The following is a 6,490-nucleotide window of genomic DNA, read 5'->3' on the forward strand; positions in this document are numbered from 1 at the left end:
GAAAATATTTTTAACTATCCCACTTATTTCTGAAATTGTAGTTCTATTTAACTATTGCCACCAAAATGACACCCACTAAAAAAGAACTCTCCGAAAGAGATATTTGCACCAAATTTATTACCCCTGCCATCAAAAACGCTGGATGGAATACTGATACTCAAATGTTGGAAGAGGTTTTCTTCACTGATGGTAAGATTACCGTTAGAGGAAATATTACTTCTCGTGGTACTCGGAAACGGGCTGACTATATTCTCTACTACAAACCTAACATTCCAATTGCCGTTATTGAGGCAAAAGATAATAAACACAATATTGGCGATGGCATCCAACAGGCGTTAGATTATGCCAAGATTCTGGACATTCCTTGCGTATTTAGTAGCAATGGCGATGGTTTTCTTTTCCACGACCGCACGGCTACGGATGAAAGCATCGAACAGGAACTTAGTTTAGATAACTTCCCTTCACCCGAAGAACTTTGGGAGAAATACAAGCAATTTAAAGGTATTGAAAATGATGATGCAGCTCTAATTGCTTCTCAGGACTATTTTGAAGATGGCTCTGGACGTAGTCCTCGATATTATCAACAAATTGCGGTGAATCGTACTGTAGAAGCAATTGCTAAGAATAAAAATCGTATTCTCTTGGTAATGGCAACGGGTACGGGCAAAACTTACACGGCATTTCAGATTATTTATCGGCTCTGGAAAAGTCGTAAAAAGAAAAGAATTCTTTTTTTGGCTGACCGCACCGCTTTAATTGACCAAACTCGTAGAGGTGATTTCAAACATTTTAAAGATAAAATGACGGTGATTAAAAAGACCGTCATGGAGGCTGAAAATGAAGAAGGGCTAATTAAAGAGATTCTGGTTTCAAATAAAAAACGAGGTATTGACAGTGCAGACAAGGCTTATGAAATTTTCTTGGGTTTATATCAGGGTCTGACAAATACCGTTGGCGTTGATGCTTACAAAGATTTTTCGCCTGATTTCTTTGATTTGATTGTCATTGATGAGTGCCATCGTGGAAGTGCTGCCGATGATTCTTCTTGGCGTGAAATTCTGAATTATTTTTCAAATGCTACTCATGTTGGTTTAACCGCAACCCCAAAAGAGAATAAAGAGGTTTCAAACATTGAATATTTTGGCGACCCTCTTTATACTTATTCGCTCAAACAAGGCATTGATGATGGTTTTCTTGCTCCGTACCGAGTGGTAAGAGTAGGATTAAACATTGATTTGGAAGGTTGGCGACCCGAAAGAAATAAACTTGATAAAAGAGGGAAACCCGTTGAAGATAGAATTTATAACCGTTCTGATTTTGACAGAAATATTGTGGTTGAGGAAAGACGGACAATTGTTGCCCAAAAAATCACGGAATATATGATTGGACAAAAGAATCGGTTTATGAAAACGATTGTCTTTTGTGTCGATATTGAACACGCTGAAGGGATGCGAACCGCTTTAGTAAAGTGCAACGCTGATTTATACCGTGAAAATTCTAAGTACATCATGCGAATTACGGGTGATGAAGAACAAGGAAAACGTGAATTAGATAATTTTATCAATCCCGAAGAAAAGTATCCTGTCATTGCCGTAACCTCTAAATTGATGACTACGGGCGTTGATGCCCAGACTTGTCAGTTGATTGTATTGGATTCAAACATTCAATCCATGACTGAATTTAAGCAAATTATTGGTCGAGGGACTCGTATTAATGAAGAGTTTGGCAAAAAATATTTCACCATTCTTGATTTTAGAGATGTAACAAACCTTTTTGCTGACCCTGATTTTGATGGCGACCCAATCAGAATTAAAGTAGTATCACAAGATGATGATTTGGGGGAGACTGAAGCAGAAGAATTAGGAGATGCGGGTTCGATTCCCGCTGATGATGAAGCCAACGGAGAGGAAAATGCACAAGAAGAAACTCCCATAAATCCCTACACAATTACGGATAATCAAAATTTGGCTAATGAAAATGACGAAAATAAAGTAGTAGTCAATGGCGTGGATGTCAAGGTTTTAGTGAATCGTGAATTATCATTTGACCATGAAGGGAAATTGATAATTGTTGGTATCAAAGATTTTACCCGTGATAAAGTAAAAGGGCGATTCCAGTCAATGAATGACTTTTTGCATTATTGGAATGATGCTGAACGTAAACAAGTAATTATTGAAGAATTAACCCAACAAGGGATTTTGGTAGATGCCTTCCTTTCAGCGGTGGACAAAGAAGCTGACCTTTTTGATTTAATTTGTCATGTGGCTTTTGACCAAATACCACTCACTCGAAAAGAAAGAGCCAATAACGTAAAAAAACGCAATTACTTTACCAAATACGGAGACGGAGCGAGAGCTGTCATGGAAAATCTGTTGGACAAATACGCTGATGAAGGTATTGATAACATCGAAACGTTGGACATTTTGAAACTCAAACCTTTTGATACCTTTGGTTCAATTACTGAAATCGTGCGTTCCTTTGGAGGAAAAATGCAGTACCTTCAAGCCGTGAAGGAATTAGAACAAGAAATATATAAACAAACCGCTTAACACAACACTATGGCAAACGTACAAGGCATTATTAAGTCTATCAGGGATATTATGTGGCAGGATACTGGACTTAATGGAGATGCTCAACGAATTGAACAACTCGGTTGGATGTTGTTCTTCAAAATATTTTCGGATAAAGACAAAGAACTTGAATTAGTACAAGATGATTATACCTCTCCCATGCCAGCAGGTTTGCATTGGGACGAATGGGCTTCCAATGACGAAGGCATCACGGGTGATGAATTATTGGCTTTTATTGACCAAAAACTCTTCCCTGAAATCCGTAATTTAACGGTTGGAACGAACAAAAGAGCGTTGATTTTGCGTGAGGTTTTTGAAGGAAATAACAACTACATGAAATCGGGTGGAAATATCCGAAAAGTCCTCAATAAACTCAATGAGATAGATTTTAACGTATCGAATGACCGTCATGTTTTTGGGGATATTTACGAAGGAATCCTAAAAGAACTCCAAAGTGCGGGTAAAAGTGGCGAATTTTATACGCCCCGAGCCATCACTTCATTTTTGGTGGATATGCTCAATCCACAATTAGGCGAGAAAATCCTTGACCCTGCTTGCGGAACGGGTGGATTTTTGACTTGCACGATTGAACATCTCAAAAAGCAATCGAAAAATATTGAAGACCTGAGCCAGTTGACAAATGTAATTGGTTGGGAATATAAACCGCTGCCATTTTTGTTGGCAACTACCAATTTGATTTTGCACGATGTTGAAGTGCCAAATATCACGTTTGGCGATACTTTGAGCCGTGAATATACTTCTTATCGTGAAGCTGACCGTGTGAATGTCATTATTGCCAATCCTCCTTTTGGGGGTGTAGTTGCCAATAGTAACGAGAATAATTTTCCACTCAATTATCGGACTCGTGAAAGTGCAGATTTATTCCTGGTACTTATCATCAATTTGCTCAAAAAAGAAGGCGGTCGTGCGGGGATTGTGTTGCCAGATGGCTCACTTACGGGCGAAGGCGTAAAACAGCGAGTACGCCAGCGTTTGTTGGAAGAATGTAATTTGCATACCATCGTGCGTTTGCCCAATTCAGTATTTCAGCCTTACGCTACGGTGGCAACCAATCTCTTGTTTTTTGACAAAGGAAAACCTACCAAAGAAGTTTGGTATTACGAACACCGACTACCCGAAGGACAAAAATCATACTCCAAAACCAAGACCATCCAAGCCCGTGAGTTTGACCCCATCAAAGCATGGTGGAACAACCGCCAAGAAAGCAACCAATCTTGGAAAGTGCCTATCAAAACCATCATAGAGCGTAATTATGACCTTGACATTAAAAATCCGACTTCAAAAATTGAGGAAGAAGTTTTGACAAGTTCAGAGATTATGGAGCGATTAACCGCTTCGTTTGGGAGGAGTTTTGAGTTGTTGAATTTATTAAAAACCACAAATGGATAAATTACCTAAAAAATATATTTTTATTGATGAGAGCGGCGATGCTTCATTTTATGCCAAAAAGAAAAAAATATTAGTTGGAACGGATGGTTTTCAGCCAATTCTTTCATTAGGAATGGTGATGATTGAAGACAAAAAGACTATTCATCAAGAACTGATTGATTTTACCAATTCACTCAAAGACGATGTGTTGTTCAACTCTTTATCTTGTGTAACTGACCCAAAAGGATGGTATCTGCACGCACGAGCAGACCATACGGATATAAAATTGAAGACGGTGGAGTTTCTGAGAAAATTAGATGGGTTCAAAACTTTTATTGTACTTGGTCGGAAGCGTCTAAGTACATTTCAAAATAAGCATAATAGTAATGAAAGTGAGTTTTATTTCGACTTGGTTTATCACTTGCTCAAAGACAGAATGAATGATGAAGGATATTTTTATCAAATAATTTTGGCAGGAAGAGCTGGAAGTAGTGCAACAAAATTGAAAGAAGCAATTGAAAAAGCGATAAAAAGAGATAATTCTTTCAGAAAAAGTCAAAAAGAAATCAAGTTTGAATTTAAAACTGCACCAAGTAATCTTACACCAGAACTTAGTATAGTGGATTATATGCTTTGGGCGTTACAACGATACATACTTTCGGGGGAAGCAAGGTACTTCAAAGCCTTAGAAAATAAATTTAGTTTGATTATTGATTTGTACGATTTAAGTAATTTTAAAAAAAACTACTACAGCATAAAGAGAAATTCTTTTACAACTGATAAAGCAAGTGAATTTAGAAGAGATGGGTATGTATAAAAACAAAAAAGCAATCTTTTGTATCCCGTGCCAATACTGGCAACCCCGGCTGGTGCAGGTTATGATATACAAAAATTGCTCAGTACAAAATTAGTCTATTTTATGGACTAATCCAAATTTTTGTGAAACAATTTGTTCCACGAAATGAAAATAATAGTAAATTCCACGAATTACCCACAAAATGAATTATAAAAAAGTAAAATTATCTGAAATCTGTACCATCGAAAAGGGAGCTACGGGCATTACCAAAGCTATTGAAGGAGAATTTCCGATGGTTACAATGGCAGAGGCGAGAACATCTCATAATGAATATCAATTTGATACAAAAGCAGTATTAATTCCTTTGGTTTCATCATCAGGACATGGACACGCCAGTATGAAACGGATTCATTATCAAGAAGGTAAATTTGCAGTAGGCTCAATTATATGTGCCTTAGTTCCTAAAAATGAAGACGAAGTAAATGCTCGTTTCCTGTATAATTATCTACATTTTCAAAGAGAAAGTATCCTTGTTCCATTGATGAGAGGTGCGGCAAATGTTTCACTTTCAATCAAAAGTATTTCATCAGTAGAGATAAATTTGCCACCGATTGAGATTCAAACAAGTATCAATAAATTAGTTGATGATTTCAAATTACGACAAGATATTTTCCAAACCGAACTAAAATCCCAATCCAATCTCTTGAGCAAACTCCGCCAAGCCTATTTGCAGGAGGCAGTGATGGGGAAATTGACAGAACCAAGCCAAGATAATGCTCAAACGTTGTTAAAAGCCATAAAAAGCCAAAAAGCCGAACTCATAAAACAAGGAAAACTACGTAAAGAAAAACCATTAGCACCCATAAAACCCGAAGAAATACCCTTTGAAATTCCTGATAATTGGGTGTGGTGTCGGTTGGGGGAAATTGGAGAAGTGAAAAGAGGTAAAAGCCCAATTTATTCAAATATCGGAGATTTTACAATTCTTAATCAAAAATGTGTGAGATGGTTTGATGTAGAAGTTGAACATGGAAAAGTAGTAAACCAAGAATGGTACGAAAATTTATCTGATGATTCTTTACTTGAAGAATTTGACGTTTTGGTTAATTCTACTGGTGATGGAACAATTGGAAGGTCAGCTATTGCTAATGAAAAATGTAAAGGATTACCTTTTGATTCGCATATTCTAAGAATTAGGTCAATTGTTGAAAGTAGATATATTTGTTATTTTATTAATTCAAATTTTGGACAACAACTTGTATCATCAACAAAGGGGGCAACGAGTACAAAACAGACAGAGTTAGGAGTTAATAATCTTAATAATTTTCCAATTCCTCTTCCCCCTCTTTCCGAACAAAAAGCCATTGTAGCGAAAGTGGAAGGATTATTAGTAAATATTAGTTTGTTAGAATCGGAGAATAAAGCCCAACAAATTGATGTTCAACGGTTGATGGGGGCAGTTTTGCAGGAGGCTTTTGGGGGGAAATAGTTGTGAACACTTAAATCAAAAATATAATGCAAGCACTTACAGGAATTTATGATGGTGAAAAAGAAGAGTGGATATTACCGCCAATGTTTCGTGAAGTAGGAGACAAAAATGGGGAAGTTTATCTACTTTTTCCCTATTTAGCTGATTACTACGATTACGACTTAGACGAAGAAGAAAAAAGCGAGCCTCAAAAGACACTTGAAGCAAGATGGGGAAGATTACAAACGGCTATTTTCTTAGTAAATA

General features: G+C 37.0%; 5 protein-coding genes. All 5 read left to right on the forward strand.

Features of this window, described 5'->3' with window-relative positions:
- Positions 1-65 precede the first annotated feature (65 nt).
- Positions 66-2,549, forward strand: coding sequence for an EcoAI/FtnUII family type I restriction enzme subunit R (gene hsdR / locus AC1W31_RS19945; protein WP_481736257.1), 2,484 nt, complete (start codon positions 66-68; stop codon positions 2,547-2,549).
- Between the two features lie 9 nt (positions 2,550-2,558).
- Positions 2,559-3,980: a class I SAM-dependent DNA methyltransferase gene (locus AC1W31_RS19950; protein WP_481736258.1), complete on the forward strand. Its 1,422-nt coding sequence runs from the start codon at positions 2,559-2,561 to the stop codon at positions 3,978-3,980.
- Positions 3,973-4,776, forward strand: a complete 804-nt coding sequence (locus AC1W31_RS19955) for a DUF3800 domain-containing protein (protein WP_481736259.1) — start codon at positions 3,973-3,975, stop codon at positions 4,774-4,776. The genes AC1W31_RS19950 and AC1W31_RS19955 overlap by 8 nt, the downstream gene beginning before the upstream one ends.
- Before the next feature lie 181 nt (positions 4,777-4,957).
- Entirely contained in the window at positions 4,958-6,244 is a 1,287-nt protein-coding gene (locus AC1W31_RS19960; RefSeq protein ID WP_481736260.1) for a restriction endonuclease subunit S, read from the forward strand.
- Between the two features lie 26 nt (positions 6,245-6,270).
- Positions 6,271-6,490, forward strand: a 220-nt coding sequence (locus AC1W31_RS19965; protein WP_481736261.1) for a hypothetical protein, incomplete at its 3' end; no start/stop codon positions are given.

The organism is Arcicella sp. (assembly GCF_964672035.1).